The organism is Streptomyces sp. 13-12-16, from assembly GCF_002114215.1.
GTDB lineage: Bacteria > Actinomycetota > Actinomycetes > Streptomycetales > Streptomycetaceae > Streptomyces.
On the sequence record NZ_NCTE01000248.1, the window covers coordinates 1 to 13,573 of the forward strand.

The 13,573-nt window shown below is 69.9% G+C and carries 13 protein-coding genes and 2 pseudogenes; 4 read left to right on the forward strand and 11 right to left on the reverse strand.

All coding sequences use genetic code 11. The features are described 5' to 3' along the window. Window positions 1–949: lysyl oxidase family protein (locus B7767_RS11125; RefSeq protein ID WP_256923400.1), on the forward strand; the 949-nt coding region annotated here is incomplete at its 5' end. Between the two features lie 461 nt (window positions 950–1,410). Here the strand turns inward: B7767_RS11125 and B7767_RS46310 are convergent. The 9 genes and pseudogenes from B7767_RS46310 to B7767_RS11160 form a co-directional block, all read right to left on the reverse strand. Beyond that, window positions 1,411–1,578 (reverse strand): hypothetical protein, encoded by a 168-nt coding sequence (locus tag B7767_RS46310; RefSeq protein WP_179167108.1) that lies wholly within the window; start codon window positions 1,576–1,578, stop codon window positions 1,411–1,413. A 94-nt stretch (window positions 1,579–1,672) separates the two neighbouring features. Further along, window positions 1,673–4,216 (reverse strand): sensor histidine kinase KdpD, encoded by a 2,544-nt coding sequence (locus B7767_RS11130; protein ID WP_085572062.1) that lies wholly within the window; start codon window positions 4,214–4,216, stop codon window positions 1,673–1,675. 12 nt (window positions 4,217–4,228) lie between these two features. After that, the gene (locus B7767_RS11135; RefSeq protein ID WP_085572063.1) at window positions 4,229–4,912 is read right to left on the reverse strand and encodes a response regulator; all 684 of its coding nucleotides are present in this window, start codon (window positions 4,910–4,912) and stop codon (window positions 4,229–4,231) included. 137 nt (window positions 4,913–5,049) lie between these two features. Beyond that, the gene (locus B7767_RS11140) at window positions 5,050–5,718 is read right to left on the reverse strand and encodes a potassium-transporting ATPase subunit C (RefSeq protein WP_085572064.1); all 669 of its coding nucleotides are present in this window, start codon (window positions 5,716–5,718) and stop codon (window positions 5,050–5,052) included. 5 nt (window positions 5,719–5,723) lie between these two features. After that, window positions 5,724–7,847 (reverse strand): potassium-transporting ATPase subunit KdpB, encoded by a 2,124-nt coding sequence (gene kdpB / locus B7767_RS11145; protein ID WP_179167109.1) that lies wholly within the window; start codon window positions 7,845–7,847, stop codon window positions 5,724–5,726. Then, complete coding sequence (gene kdpA / locus B7767_RS11150) at window positions 7,847–9,508, reverse strand: potassium-transporting ATPase subunit KdpA (protein ID WP_085572065.1); 1,662 nt, start codon at window positions 9,506–9,508, stop codon at window positions 7,847–7,849. Before kdpA ends, kdpB begins: the two co-directional genes overlap by 1 nt. 8 nt (window positions 9,509–9,516) lie before the next feature. Then, the gene (gene kdpF, locus B7767_RS11155; RefSeq protein WP_037722934.1) at window positions 9,517–9,606 is read right to left on the reverse strand and encodes a K(+)-transporting ATPase subunit F; all 90 of its coding nucleotides are present in this window, start codon (window positions 9,604–9,606) and stop codon (window positions 9,517–9,519) included. Beyond that, window positions 9,603–9,740 carry a hypothetical protein gene (locus B7767_RS46315; RefSeq protein WP_179167110.1) on the reverse strand — a complete coding sequence of 46 codons (138 nt, stop codon included), beginning with the start codon at window positions 9,738–9,740 and terminating at the stop codon, window positions 9,603–9,605. Before B7767_RS46315 ends, kdpF begins: the two co-directional genes overlap by 4 nt. A gap of 128 nt (window positions 9,741–9,868) precedes the next feature. Then, window positions 9,869–10,063: pseudogene (locus tag B7767_RS11160) on the reverse strand (amino acid permease); the annotation flags it as partial. Here B7767_RS11160 and B7767_RS47935 point away from each other — a divergent pair. Beyond that, entirely contained in the window at window positions 10,005–10,256 is a 252-nt protein-coding gene (locus B7767_RS47935; RefSeq protein ID WP_256923401.1) for a hypothetical protein, read from the forward strand. The pseudogene B7767_RS11160 and the gene B7767_RS47935 overlap by 59 nt on opposite strands. A gap of 44 nt (window positions 10,257–10,300) precedes the next feature. Next, on the forward strand, window positions 10,301–10,708 hold the full coding sequence (locus B7767_RS47940; protein ID WP_256923402.1) for an MFS transporter: 408 nt from the start codon (window positions 10,301–10,303) through the stop codon (window positions 10,706–10,708). On the opposite strand, the pseudogene B7767_RS11170 reads toward B7767_RS47940, so the two are convergent. Beyond that, a pseudogene (locus tag B7767_RS11170) lies at window positions 10,693–10,932 on the reverse strand (ATP-binding protein); the annotation flags it as partial. The gene B7767_RS47940 and the pseudogene B7767_RS11170 sit on opposite strands and share 16 nt — an antisense overlap. 548 nt (window positions 10,933–11,480) lie before the next feature. Then, the gene (locus B7767_RS11175; RefSeq protein ID WP_085572066.1) at window positions 11,481–12,233 is read right to left on the reverse strand and encodes a MerR family transcriptional regulator; all 753 of its coding nucleotides are present in this window, start codon (window positions 12,231–12,233) and stop codon (window positions 11,481–11,483) included. Window positions 12,234–12,400: 167 nt separating this feature from the next. Here B7767_RS11175 and B7767_RS11180 point away from each other — a divergent pair. Continuing rightward, on the forward strand, window positions 12,401–13,573 hold a 1,173-nt coding region (locus B7767_RS11180; protein WP_085572067.1), incomplete at its 3' end, for an alpha/beta fold hydrolase.

Sequence of the window (13,573 nt, forward strand, 5' to 3'; positions counted from 1 at the left end):
GCACGGGGCCGGCGCGGACACCCCGCCCCCCGGCGCCGCGACGAGCGGCGCCGGCCCCTCGTACAACGCCGGCCACGGCCCCTACCCGTCGGCCCCGCCCGCCCTGCCGTGGGCGCTGAAGAGGAAGGCCCTGGGGAAGCAGGCCGTCGCCGCCGCCGAGACCGGTGACGGCTCCGGGCAGACCGACGGTTCGCGACAGGCGCCGGGCGCCCAGCCCAACGCGAAGCGGCCCACCGGCAAGGCGTCCGTGCCCGACGTCCCGAAGCCCGACCTGCGTTCGCTGCCCGCGTTCGGCATCACCGTCAGCGACGGCTACGAGGAGGTGCCCGGCAAGGACTACCTCGCCTTCAGCGCCAACGTGTGGAACGCGGGCCCGGCCAAGCTGGTGGTGGACGGCTTCCGTTCCCCCGGCAAGGAGGTGATGGACGCCTACCAGTACTTCTACGACGCCGACGGCAAGCAGGTCGGATACACCCCGACCGGCGGCATGGAGTGGGACCCGCGTCCCGGCCACGAGCACTGGCACTTCCTGGACTTCGCCAGCTACCGGCTGCTGACGGCCGACCAGAAGGAGACGGTGCGCAGCGGCAAGGAGGCGTTCTGCCTGGCCAACACCGACGCCGTCGACTACACCGTGAAGAACGCCGCCTGGCACCCGGGAAACACCGACCTGTCCACCGCGTGCGGCTCCGAGAACTCCATCTCCGTCCGTGAGGTGCTCGACGTCGGCTCCGGTGACACCTACACCCAGGACCTGCCCGGCCAGTCCTTCGACATCACGGACCTGCCGAACGGCACGTACTACATCCAGGTCCTCGCCAACCCGGAGAACCGGCTCAAGGAGACCGATTACGGCAACAACAGCGCGCTGCGGGAAGTCGTCCTGGGAGGCGAGAAGGGCGCCCGTACGGTGACGGTCCCCCCGCACCACCTGGTGGACGCCAACTGACCCGCCCATGAGGGCAGGGGCGGCTCCGGCCCTCGAACCGGACCGGAGCCGCCCCGGCGCACGGGACCACCGGCGTCCGCCACCCCGCCTCCCGTACAAACAGACACGCGAGCCGGCAGCCCCCTCACGTGCCCGGGACAGGCGACCGTTCCGCCCGTCGGGCCGACCGGGGAAGGGTGCCGGCCCGCCCCTCCCGCGGCCCGGGGGATCAGCGGAACAGCGGCTCAGGAGCCCTTTGCCGCAGGCTCCAGAATCGCCACGCACTCCACGTGGTGCGTCATCGGAAAGATGTCGGCCTGAGAAGTCACGCGAAACCGCAGGTCAGTCCCCGTTCCTCAGTCCATCGCCCTGCACGGTGAGGTTCGGGGCGTCACACGAGCGTCAACGCCAGCAGCCAGCGACGTGCGCCCGTACCCGGGTTGCCGGCTTCACCGCCCCGTGCGCTGAGGCTTCAGCGGCGATCACGGTCGGTAGATCATTTCCAGCAGCCCGGCTGCGACGAGCATCCACGCGCCGATGCCGATGAGCCACATCCAGTCAGCGAAAGCGCCCCCGGCGATGAGGACGACCGAGCCGCTCGTGAGGCCGACGATCCGGGACCGCATTCCCCATTCCCGGAGTGGTTTCATGTCTGCACAGTCCTCTCGGTGGTGCGTGGGTTCCGGTCCCATGCGACCCGTCCGCCTCGCCGTGACCGCATGCGCGCGTACGCTCCGCGGGCCATCAGGACGTGACCACGGGGGACGCACCCGGCCGCTCCCACCGGCGCCCCGGTGCAGTCCGTACGGCGAGCACCATGGTCAGGCCGCCGCCGGGGGTGTCCTCGGCGTGCAGAGTGCCGCCGATGGCCTCGGCGAAGCCGCGGGCGACCGCGAGGCCGAGTCCCACCCCGTCGCCGCGCGGGGCGTCGCCGTAGCGCTGGAAGGGTTCGAAGATGCGGTCCTTGACCTCGTCCGGGACACCGGGGCCGCGGTCGACGACCCTGATCTCCACCCGGTCGGCCATGGCGCTCGCGGAGACCAGGACGCGCTCCCCCGGCGGGCTGTACTTCACCGCATTCTCGACGATGTTGGCGACCGACCGTTCCAGCAGGCCGCGGTCCACGCCGACCATGGGCAGGCTCTCGGGCACGTCCAGGTCCACGCTGTCCTCGGGTACGCCGCCGAGCGCCATCGGGATGACCTCGTCCAGGTCGGTCTCGCGGATGATCGGGGTGACGGTGCCGGTCTGGAGGCGGGACATGTCGAGCAGGTTGCCGACGAGGTGGTCGAGGCGGTCGGCACCGTCCTCGATGGCCTCCAGCAGTACCACCTGGTCCTCTTCGGACCACTCGACGTCGTCTGAGCGCAGGGAGGTGACCGCCGCCTTGATACCGGCGAGCGGGGTGCGCAGGTCGTGACTGACGGCGGCGAGGAGGGCGGTACGGATGCGGTTGCCCTCGGCGAGTTCCTTGGCCTGGTTCGCCTCCTGCTGGAGACGCCGGCGGTCCACGACCACCGCCGCCTGGGCGGCGAACGCGGCCAGCACCCGGCGGTCCTCGGCCGGCAGCACCCGACCGGACAGCGCCAGGGCCGTGTGGTCGCCGACCGGCACGTCGACGTCCGCCTCGTCGGGTGTGGCGCAGGGGCGCGGGCCGACGCTGCCGGCACAGGTCCATGGCGCCACGTCGCTCTCGCGCTCCAGCAGCGCCACCGACTCCATGCCGAAGGTCTCGCGGACCCGTTCCAGGAGGGCGTCGAGACTCGTCTCGCCGCGCAGGACGTTGCCGGCGAGGAAGGAGAGGATCTCCGACTCGGCCCGCAGCCGCGCCGCCTGGTGGGTGCGCCGGGCCGAAAGGTCCACCACGGACGCGACGGCCACGGCGACCCCGACGAAGACCGTGATGGCGACGATGTTCTGCGGGTCGGCGATGGTCAGCGTGTGGACGGGCGGGGTGAAGTACCAGTTCAGCAGCGTGGAGCCCACCACCGCGGACACCAGCGCCGGGAACAGCCCGCCCAGCATGGCCGCCGCCACCGTCAGGGACAGGAACAGCAGCATGTCGTTGGCGAGACCGACGTCCGGAACGGCGCCCGTCAGCAGCCAGGTGAACAGGGCGGGACCCAGCACACCCACGAGCCAGCCCGCGACGACCCGGGACCGCCCGAGGCGTGCGCCGCGGGCCACCGGCAGCCCGCGGCCCTTGCCCGCCTCGGCGTGCGTGATGAGGTGGACGTCGAGGTCGGGACCGGACTCGCGGGCCACCGTGGCGCCGACTCCGGGACCGAAGACGTACTGCCAGCTTCTGCGGCGGGAGACACCCAGCACGATCTGCGTGGCGTTCACCCCGCGGGCGAAGTCGAGCAGAGCGGCCGGGATGTCGTCGCCGACGACATGGTGGAAGGTGCCGCCCAGATCCTCCACCAGCGTGCGCTGGACGGCCAGTTCCTTGGGCGAGGCGGCGGTCAGGCCGTCACTGCGGGATATGTAGACAGCCAGTACCTCACCCCCGGCGCCCTTCTCCGCCAGCCTCGCCGCGCGCCGGATCAGGGTGCGCCCCTCCGGGCCGCCGGTCAGGCCGACCACGATGCGCTCCCGCGAGCCCCAGATGGCGGAGACATGGTGCTCGCTGCGGTACTTGGTCAGGTACGCGTCGACCCGGTCGGCGACCCAGAGCAGAGCCAGTTCGCGCAGGGCGGTGAGATTGCCCGGCCGGAAGTAGTTGGACAGAGCCGCGTCGACCTTGTCCGGCTTGTAGATGTTGCCGTGCGCCATGCGGCGGCGCAGCGCCTCCGGTGACATGTCGACCAGCTCGATCTGGTCGGCGCGCCGTACGACCTCGTCGGGGACCGTCTCGCGCTGCCGTACCCCGGTGATCGAGTCGACCACGTCGCCCAGCGACTCCAGGTGCTGGATGTTGACGGTCGTTATGACGTCGATGCCGGCGGCGAGCAGTTCCTGTACGTCCTGCCAGCGTTTGGTGTTGCGGGAGCCCGGCACGTTGGTGTGGGCCAGCTCGTCCACCAGGGCGACCGCGGGGGCCCGGCGCAGGACGGCGTCGACATCCATCTCGGTGAAGGTGCCGCCCCGGTACTCGAGCTCCTTGCGGGGCACCTGCTCCAGTCCGTTCAGCATCACCTCGGTGCGCGACCGGCCGTGGTGCTCCACGAAGGCGACCACACAGTCGGTACCCCGCTCGATGCGACGGTGCGCCTCCGACAGCATCGCGTACGTCTTGCCGACACCGGGAGCCGCACCGAGGTAGATCCGAAGCTTGCCACGTGCCATGTCGTTCCCCGGTCAGCTTTCGAAGCGGTAGCCCATGCCGGGCTCGGTGATCAGATAGCGGGGCTGGGAGGGGTCCCTCTCCAGTTTGCGGCGCAGTTGGGCCGTGTAGACACGCAGGTAGTTGGTCTTACCGCTCTGGGAGACGCCCCAGACCTCCTGGAGAAGGTGCTTCTGCGTGATCAGCCGGCCGGGATTGGTCACCAGAATCTCCAGCAGGTGCCACTCGGTCGGGGTGAGTCGCACGTCCCGGCCGTCCCGGACGACCTTCTTGCCCACGAGGTCGATGGTGAAGTCGTCCGTCTCGACCAGAGTCGCCGCCGCACCCACCGAGGTGTCCTCGGTACGGCGCACCGCGGCCCGCAGCCGGGCCAGCAGCTCGTTCATGCTGAACGGCTTGGTGACGTAGTCGTCGGCACCGGCGTCCAGCGCGGCCACCTTCTCGTCCGACCCCTGGCGGGCGGACAGGACCAGGATCGGCACGCGCATCCAGCCGCGCAGGCCCTTGATGACGTCGACGCCGTCCATGTCGGGCAGACCGAGGTCGAGCAGCACCACGTCGGGCTGCCGTGCGGCGGCGAGCCGCAGGGCCGTGGCCCCGTCCGGAGCCGCGTCCACGCCGTAGTGGCGGGCCTGCAGGTTCAGGACGAGGGCCCGCACCAGCTGCGGGTCGTCCTCGACCACGAGCACCCGGGTCATGGGTGTCTTCCTCTCCTGTCGTACGTCGCGCCGTGCACGCCCGGAAGCGGGGCGCCCGAAGACGCCGCGGCCGCGGGAGCCGGCGGGGCCGGGATGTTCCCGAAGCCGCCGACTCCCGAGGACATCGTGTAACGCCATCAGCTCTTCGCCACGAGTTCCCTGAGCGCGATGTTGAGTTCGAGGACGTTCACGCGCGGCTCTCCCATGAAGCCGAGGGTGCGGCCCTCGGTGTGCTCGTCGACGAGCTTGCGCACCTGCGCGGTGGCCAGGCCGTTCTTCTCGGCGACCCGGTGGACCTGGATGTCCGCGTACTGCGGGGAGATGTTCGGGTCCAGTCCGGAGCCGGAGGAGGTGACCGCGTCGGCGGGCACCTGGGACGGCTTCACCTTGTAGGTGCCCGTGGAGTTGTCCTTGACGACGGCGGCCTTGGCGTCCTTCACCCACTGGATGAGCTCTTCGTTGTCCCCGGACCGGTTGGTCGCGCCGGACAGGACGAGCTCGTACTGGGTGTTGACGCTGTTGGTGCCGAGGCCGTTCTGCGGGCGGCCCTGGAACCACTTCAGATCCGGTGCCGGGGTCTCCCGGCCCTCCCTCAGCGGCAGGTTGTACGCCTGTCCGATGAGGGACGAGCCGACGACTCTGCCGTCCGCCTTCACCTCGGAGCCGTTCGCCCGGTCGGGGAACAGCCCCTGCGCGATGCCGGTGACGACCAGCGGGTAGAGGACACCGGTCACCAGGGTCAGCACGAGGAGGGCGCGCAGGCCCACCCCGAGCAGCCGGGCGGTGTTCGATACGGAGTTGTTCATGGCCTTCAGCCGATTCCGGGGACGAGGGAGACGAGCAGGTCGATGATCTTGATGCCGATGAACGGGGCGACGAGTCCGCCGAGGCCGTAGACCGTCAGGTTGCGCCGCAGCAGCCTGTCCGCGCTGCCCGGCCGGTACCGCACGCCCTTCAGGGAGAGCGGCACCAGCGCGATGATGATCAGCGCGTTGAAGATGACGGCGGACAGGATCGCCGAGTCCGGTGAGGACAGGCCCATGACGTTGAGCTTGTCCAGGCCCGGGTAGACCGCGGCGAACAGCGCCGGGATGATCGCGAAGTACTTCGCCACGTCGTTGGCGATGGAGAACGTGGTCAGCGCGCCCCGTGTGATCAGCAGCTGCTTGCCGATCTCGACGATCTCGATGAGCTTGGTGGGGTTGGAGTCGAGGTCGACCATGTTGCCGGCCTCCTTGGCGGCCGACGTGCCGGTGTTCATCGCCACGCCGACGTCCGCCTGGGCCAGCGCGGGAGCGTCGTTGGTGCCGTCGCCGGTCATCGCGACGAGCTTGCCGCCGGCCTGCTCCCGCTTGATGAGGGCCATCTTGTCCTCGGGGGTGGCCTCGGCCAGGAAGTCGTCGACCCCGGCCTCCTCGGCGATCGCCTTGGCCGTCAGCGGGTTGTCGCCGGTGATCATGACGGTCTTGATGCCCATGCGGCGCAGTTCCTCGAACCGCTCCCGCATCCCGTGCTTGACGACGTCCTTGAGGTGGATGACGCCCAGGACACGGGCCCCACGCGCGTCCTCGACCGCGACGAGCAGGGGCGTACCGCCGGCCTCGGCGATGCGGTCGGCGATCACATCCACGTCGTCGACGACGGTGCCGCCGTTCTCCCGGACCCAGGCGGTGACCGAACCTGCCGCGCCCTTGCGGATCCTGCGTCCGTCGACGTCCACACCCGACATCCGGGTCTGCGCGGTGAAGGCGATCCACTCGGCACCCACCAGCTCGCCCTGGTGGCGCTCGCGCAGCCCGTACTTCTCCTTGGCGAGGACCACGACGGAGCGTCCTTCGGGCGTTTCGTCGGCCAGCGACGACAGTTGCGCCGCGTCGGCGACCTGTGCCTCGGTCGTGCCGCGCACGGGCACGAACTCGGCAGCCTGCCGGTTGCCCAGGGTGATGGTGCCGGTCTTGTCCAGCAGCAGGGTGGAGACGTCACCGGCGGCCTCGACCGCGCGGCCCGACATGGCGAGCACGTTGCGCTGCACGAGCCGGTCCATGCCGGCGATGCCGATCGCCGAGAGCAGGGCACCGATCGTGGTGGGGATCAGGCAGACCAGCAGGGCGACGAGCACGACCATCGTCAGGCGGGTGCCCGCATAGTCCGCCAGGGGCGGCAACGTGGCGCAAGCGAGCAGGAAGACGATGGTCAGCGAGGCCAGCAGGATGTTGAGCGCGATCTCGTTCGGCGTCTTCTGCCGGGCCGCGCCCTCGACCAGGTTGATCATCCGGTCGATGAAGGTCTCGCCGGGCTTCGTCGTGATCCTCACGACGATCCGGTCGGAGAGGACCTTCGTGCCGCCGGTGACCGCCGAGCGGTCGCCGCCGGACTCGCGGATCACGGGCGCGGACTCGCCGGTGATCGCCGATTCGTCGACGGAGGCCACGCCCTCGATGACGTCTCCGTCACCGGGGATGACGTCGCCGGCCTCGCAGACGACCAGGTCGCCGATCCTCAGCTCGGTGCCGGGCACGCGCTCCTCGCGGTCGCCCACCAGACGGCGCGCCACCGTGTCGGTCTTGGCCTTGCGCAGGGTGTCGGCCTGGGCCTTGCCCCGGCCCTCGGCGACGGCCTCCGCCAGGTTGGCGAAGACCACCGTCAGCCACAGCCAGGCGCTGATGGTCCAGCCGAACCAGTCACCCGGGTCCGTGAAGGAGAAGACCGTGGTCAGCACGGAACCGATCCACACCACGAACATCACGGGGGACTTGACCATCACCCGCGGATCGAGCTTGCGCAAGGCGTCCGGCAGCGACTTCACCAGCTGCTTGGGGTCGAAGAGGCCGGCGCCCACACGTCCCTCGGCGGGCTTGTGGCCGGTGGGGGCGTCCCGGTGGGGCGCCAGGGGGGAAGTGGACATGAAGTCCTGCTTCTCTACGTCGGTGGTCATCACGCCAGCCCTTCGGCCAGCGGTCCCAGCGCGAGGGCGGGGAAGTACGTCAGACCGGTGATGATGATGATCGTGCCGACCAGCAGCCCGGTGTACAGCGGCTTGTCCGTGCGCAGGGTGCCCGCGGTCGCCGGGACCGGCTTCTGCCCGGCGAGCGAGCCGGCCAGCGCCAGCACGAACACCATCGGCAGGAACCGGCCGAGCAGCATCGCCAGGCCGATCGTGGTGTTGAACCACTGCGTGTCCGCGTTCAGACCGGCGAACGCCGAGCCGTTGTTGTTGGCGCCGGACGTGTAGGCGTACAGGATCTCGGAGAACCCGTGCGCCCCGCTGTTGGTCATCGAGTTCGCCGGCGTCGGCAGCGCCATCGCGAACGCGGTGAAGACGAGCACGAGCGCCGGGGTGATCAGGATGTAGCAGGCCGCCAGCTTGATCTCGCGGGAGCCGATCTTCTTGCCCAGGTACTCGGGCGTACGGCCCACCATCAGACCGGCGATGAACACCGCGATGATCGCCATGATCAGCATGCCGTAGAGGCCGGAGCCGACACCACCGGGCGCGATCTCGCCCAGCATCATGCCGAGCATGGTGATACCGCCGCCGAGGCCGGTGAAGGAGGAGTGGAAGGAGTCCACCGCACCGGTCGAGGTGAGCGTGGTCGACACCGCGAAGATCGAGGACGCGCCGACGCCGAAGCGGACCTCCTTGCCCTCGTACGCCCCGCCCGCGGCCTGGAAGGCCGGGCCGTGGTGGGAAAACTCGGTCCACATCATCAGCGCGACGAAGCCGAGCCAGATGGTGGCCATGGTGGCGAGGATCGCGTAGCCCTGCTTGACCGAGCCGACCATCAGGCCGAAGGTCCGGCTGATCGAGAACGGGATCAGCAGGATCAGGAAGATCTCGAACAGGTTGGAGAACGGGGTGGGGTTCTCGAACGGGTGGGAGCTGTTGGCGTTGAAGTAGCCGCCGCCATTGGTGCCCAGCTCCTTGATGGCCTCCTGCGAGGCGACCGCGCCGCCGTTCCACTCCTGCGTGCCGCCCATGAACTGGCCGACCTCGTGGATGCCGGAGAAGTTCTGGATCGCGCCGCAGGCGACCAGGACGACAGCGGCGACAGCCGCCAGGGGCACCAGGATGCGTACGACACCCCGCACCAGGTCGGCCCAGAAGTTGCCCAGCTCACCGGTGCGGGAGCGGGCGAATCCGCGCACGAGCGCCACGGCGACGGCTATGCCGACGGCCGCGGAGACGAAGTTCTGTACGGCCAGGCCGGCGGTCTGCACGACATGACCCATGGCCTGCTCGCCGTAGTACGACTGCCAATTCGTGTTGGTCACGAACGACACGGCCGTGTTGAACGCCTGGTCCGGGTCGATCGAGGCGAAGCCGAGCGAGCCGGGCAGCGCCCCCTGGAGCCGCTGCAGGGCGTAGAGGAACAGGACACCGGCCACGGAGAAGGCGAGGACGCCGCGCAGGTACGCGGGCCAGCGCATCTCCGTGTCGGGGTCGGCACCGATGCCCTTGTAGATCCACTTCTCGACGCGCAGGTGCTTGTCGGAGGAGTACACCTTGGCCATGTAGGTGCCGAGGGGCTTGTAGACGAGTGCCAGCGCGGCTGTCAGAGCGAGCAACTGCAGCACGCCGGCGAGTACGGGACCCATCTCTTGTCTCAGAACCTCTCCGGGAAGATCAGGGCGAGGACGAGGTAGCCCAGCAGGGAGACGGCCACGACGAGGCCGACGATGTTCTCGGCGGTCACAGCTTCGTCACCCCCTTGGCTGCGAGAGCCACGAGTACGAAACCCGCGATCGTGACGACGACGAAGGCCACATCGGCCATCGCGAACTCCTGGAGTGAGGTTCGGTTGGTACGGACGATTAGAGGAAAGCGCATCTGTGGCCGGATCAGGCCGGTCGTTGACGCCTCCCATACGGCGGGGCCCACGGTTTTGACGGAACCCTGACAGCGCCCGCCCGGTCCGAAAGGTGAGCAGACTCGCCGCGAAGGCAGACGGTCTGGCCTCACGGCAGCCGGAAACGGAGACGGCAGATCACCGCGTCCGTCTCCCGCCGCACGGCGTGCGCGACGATCGCGCCCCGCTGGTTCTGCAGCAGCCGCTGCCACAGCCGCTCGGGCTCCGTCTCCGGGATCAGCACGGTGACTCGCGTACCGGGCTCGGCGACGCCCACGTCACGGACGTACGCGGCGACGGGACGCGTCTTCGTCGCCTACCTGCCCGTGACCACCGTGGCTGTCAGCCTGCCGGTGATTCAGCGGGAGCCGGGAGCCGGTAAGGCGCGACTGTCCTGGGTGTCGGACGCCTTCGTGCTTCCGGTGGCCGCTCTGATCCCGACCGCCGGCATGTTCGGCGACGTGCACGGCCGCCGCGAGGTGTACCTGACCGGCTGAGGCTGTGTGTCGCCGGCACCCTGGTGTCGCTGTGCGCCCCGTCCGTGCAGGTGCTCTGGCTGGGGCAGGCGCTGGCCGCAGCCGCAGCGCTGCTACCCGTGACGCTCGCCGTGGCCGGGCACGCCGTGCCCGACTTCCGCGCACGCGGCCGGTACATAGGCTGGTGGACCACCAGCATGATGGCGGCGATGGTCGTCGGCCCGCTGCTCGCCGAGGTGATCGTGGAGCACGCCGAGCGGAGGTGGATCTTCCTGCCGACCATGCCGGTCGCCCTGGTGACCATGGCCGTCGCCGAGCGCCGGCTGCCCGAGTCGAGGGTCCCGGACCGTGCCGGCGTCGACTGGCCGGGACAGATCACCGCCGGCGTGGCGGTCACAGCATCGCGCTCTTCGAACGTGCCGGTCGAAGGGCTGGAACGGATATCCAAGCTGTTTGGCTACCCGATCCCGTAAAGACCCGGCAGGTCGACCAGCAGGAGATCGTCACGCCGCGTCACGGCGTCAACCAGATCGGGACGGAAGCCGTGGAGAGAGAACAAGGCCAGCGTGGCGCCCGTCGTGTCGTAGCCCTGCTCGGCGCGCAGGCTTCGGATGCGCTCCAGGCGTTGCAGATCGCCGGTTCCGCGGCGGGCGGCGGTGGCCTTGGCCTCGCTGATCAGGGCGATCCGAACCCTCGGCGGCCTCGCGACGCCCCGGCAACGGCGCGGCCCTGCCGACGGATCGTGAGCGTCAAAAATCCCGAAAACCGCCCACCCCGCCCTTCGCTCCAACACAAGACCCCAGGTGAGACGGATGCGCGAGCCTTCACCTGTTGGATACCCCCGAAACAGGTCAAGACCTCCGGGCGCCCCAGCAGAACCTCAGGTCAGCGGCCCTTCGCCACGGGCTCGAGGATAGCCACGCACTCCACGTGGTGCGTCATCGGAAAGACGTCGGCCTGCGCCTACTGCGAGAAAGAGCAGGTCAGAACGGGTTCTTCGACTCACCGTGTCGAGAGTGGACACCCGGAGCGTCGAACGAGCGTCACGGTGGACGGCCCGAAGATGCCGGGAGGGCCGCCGGCCCGACCGCGTCCCACCCGGGGAGGCCGCCCTCGCACGATCATCGGCAATCGCCCCTGTCACGACGCCGAACCGGGCACGATCGAGGAGGACGAGGGCAGCAGGACCCTGCGCCCATGCCCCGTCCGAGCAGGTCGGCAGCAGTGAGAGCGCGGCGCACCGGCTCACCGCCGGGCGTCGTTGTTTTCGCTCTCCGTGGTGTCGTCCTGGAAGAGGATCGCGTGGACGCGTTGCAGCACGTCGAGGTGGGCGCGGTTGTAGAACTCGACCAGCGCGTGCACGACGACCGACTCGGCGACCGTCGTCTCCAGGCGCGAGGAGAACCCCAGGTCGGCCAGGACGGGGTGGTCCCTGTGCTGTTGGCGGACATCGGGCGCCATCCGCTCCGCCAGCCGCTGCCGCACATCCTCGGGCGCGTCCTCGTCGAGCGCCGCGAATTCCGCTTCGTAATCCCCGCGAGGTCGTGAGAGCTGCTCTTGGAGGGCTGCCATCGCGTCGGGTGTGAGGATGCTGGAGCAGGCCAGCAGCAAGGACCGCTGGGTCTCGGGCAGGTCGTCGGCGAGCGTCTGGAAGTTCGGTGGCATGTCGAGCGCGGAGCGGTTCTCCATGACGGCTGCCAGTTCCCGTCGCATCCGCTGCCGGCACTCGATGTCCGCCGCGAGTTCGGCGTCCAGGTCCCGGAGGATCTGCCGCGCCTTCTCGTCGCCGCTCTCGACCGCGGGGACGTCCGCGAGGGCCACGCCGAGGTCGGTCAGTCTGCGGATGCGCAGCAGGCGGACCAGATGGCCCACGCCGTACCGTTTGTAGCCGTTGGGGGCTCGTTCCGGCGCTTCCAGCAGGCCTATCTCGTGGTAGTGCCGAACGGTCTTGGTCGTCGTGCCCGCGAGTTCCGCCAGCTGACGTGTACTCCACGCCACCAGGAGCCCTTTCTCCAGCGTCGTTCCAAACGCCCATTGAAAACCGTGCCCTTGGGGCATGGTCAACACCGGCCGAGTCCGCACCGGCCGGGTGTTGACCATGCCCCAAGGGCACGGAGTGGGATGGGCGCGACCACGACCACGAACCGGTATGCGGAGACTGGAACATGAAACGACAAGGCAGTGTAGGCCAGAGCCTGGCCCTCCTGGTGGTCCTCGGCCTGGGTGGCTCACTGGCCACCGGGCCCGCCGCCGCCGAGGAGGCGAGGACGCCTCGGGTGGAGTGGGGCCGGTGCCCCGACGACGTCGTGGCCGAAGCCGCTCCGACCGAGTTGCGGTGCGCCACCGTGCCCGTCCCGCTGGACTACACCGATCCCGAGGGCGAGCAGATCGACCTCACCGTCTCCCGGCTGGCCGCCGCCGACCCGGACAAGCGGCGCGGCGTCCTCATGCTCAACCCGGGCGGCCCCGGCGGGTCCGGGCTGGCGCTGTCCGCGCTGCTGGTGGCCCGGGGCCTGCCCAGCAGCGTCACCGACCGCTACGACCTGATCGGCATGGACACCCGCGGAATCGGTCATTCCACCCCCGTCAGCTGCGGCTTCACCACGGACAGCCCCTACTACTCCAACATCCCGCCGTACGCCGTCGACGACGCCGCGGTCACCGCGCAGGCAAAGATCGCCGAGCAGACGGCCGAGCAGTGCGCGGACAACGACCACGACGGCCGGCTGCGCCACCTCACCACCGCGAACACCGCCCGCGACCTGGACCGGATCCGGGCCGCGCTCGGCGAGGAGAAGACCAGCTACCTGGGCTACTCCTACGGCACGGCACTCGGCGCCGCCTACGCCTCGATGTTCCCCGAGCGCACCGACCGGATCGTGCTCGACAGCAACATCGGAGACACCCACCTCGACCGCGACGGCATGCGCCGCTACGCGCTCGGCATGGAACAGACCCTGCCGGACTTCGCGCGGTGGGCCGCCCGCCGGCACGACAGCTACGGCCTGGGCCGCACGCCCGAACAGGTCCGCGCGTCCTACCTCACCATCGCCGGCACGCTAGACAAGGCTCCGCTCGCGGGGATCGACGGCAGCCTCTTCCGGCTCCTGACGTTCGGTCACCTGTTCAAGCAGACGCAGTACCCCAAGCTGGCGCAGACCTGGCAGGCGATGCTCGAAGGCGACGAGGCGGCGGCCCGCGACCTGGCGGCCGTCCCCAAGGAAACGGCGGCCGGGGCGTTGTCGCCGGCCGACAACGCCCTGACCGTGTTCCTCTCCGTGACCTGCAACGACGTCGAGTGGCCCGAGGACGTCAGCACCTACCGGCGGGGGGGGGGG